Source organism: Eikenella sp. HMSC071B05, assembly GCF_001811325.1.
GTDB classification, from domain to species: domain Bacteria; phylum Pseudomonadota; class Gammaproteobacteria; order Burkholderiales; family Neisseriaceae; genus Eikenella; species Eikenella corrodens.
This window is the reverse complement of sequence record NZ_KV804523.1, coordinates 1-1,021: the sequence shown is the minus strand read 5'-3', so window position 1 is coordinate 1,021 and position 1,021 is coordinate 1. Positions and strand designations below refer to the sequence as shown.

The 1,021-nt window shown below is 52.0% G+C and carries 1 pseudogene; it reads right to left on the bottom strand.

Going from position 1 to position 1,021, the window contains the following annotated elements:
• Window positions 1-1,001: pseudogene (locus HMPREF2796_RS11275) on the bottom strand (hypothetical protein); the annotation flags it as partial.
• Window positions 1,002-1,021 lie beyond the last annotated feature (20 nt).

The following is a 1,021-nucleotide window of genomic DNA, read 5'->3' as shown; positions in this document are numbered from 1 at the left end:
GTGGTACCGTCAGCATTTTGCATGCTGGCAATTACGTCGCCAGCGCCAACTTCGTTACCGCCTGTCGGCGCATCATAGAACTTGCCGTCAGGTCGTTTGTACACTTTCGTACCGTCAGCTTTGGTGTATACCACCGGGGTTTGGGCATTCTGCACCACGGTTTGGGCATCCAAAGCGTAGGTGTAGCTCTGGTTGCCATTACCGTCCAACTCCTGTTTCACGGTCAGTCCATCGCCTGCTTTCAGGGTCAGGGTGCTGCCGGGTTTGGCAGTAGTAGCAGCATGATTACCCACTACATTACCGCCGGCATCAATGTTGAAGCCGCTGTTGTTGATGGCATTAGCGATGTCGCCGGCAGTGGCCAGTTTATTGGCATCTGCACCAGTCGGAGTAATCACCTTACCGGCCGGGTTACCGTTGTTACCGTCACCTACATTCAGTGCAGTAGTATCGGCCGCTACAGTATAAGTAGTGCTGCCGGTAGTCGTATCTACGGTCGGTGTAACGCTAATACCGTTGCCGGCTGCTACCTTGCTGGTAGCAGCAGCTTGAGCAGCTTTCAGCTGATCTTCAGTTGCACCACGACCGCTGGTGATGTTGTTCGGATCCCAGGTCTTGTTAGTCAAACCAGTTACAGTGCCGTTAGTACCGTCAATCTTAACCGGGTTGCCACCGGTGGCCGGGCCTACGGTAATACTGTCAGCCAGCTTGAAGCCGATTTCGTTGTCTTTAACGGTGGTCACAATGTTGCTGTCACCAGTGTATTTAACGGTCTCGGTCAATTTAACGGTATCAGCTGTACCGTTGTCGGCAGCAATCTTGAAGCCGTTTTCTTTCAGATCGTGCAGCTGTCCGCCATTGATGGCTTCTTTGCTACCTGCAGCAATGTTGCCATCTGCTACGTTACCCAAGGTAACCGGTTTGTTTGTATCACCACCTACCAGGTTCACTTTGTTACTCGGGTCGCTGGAGGGGTTACCTGCATTGTTAACGTAAGTCATCGGAGTGTCGAATTTAACTT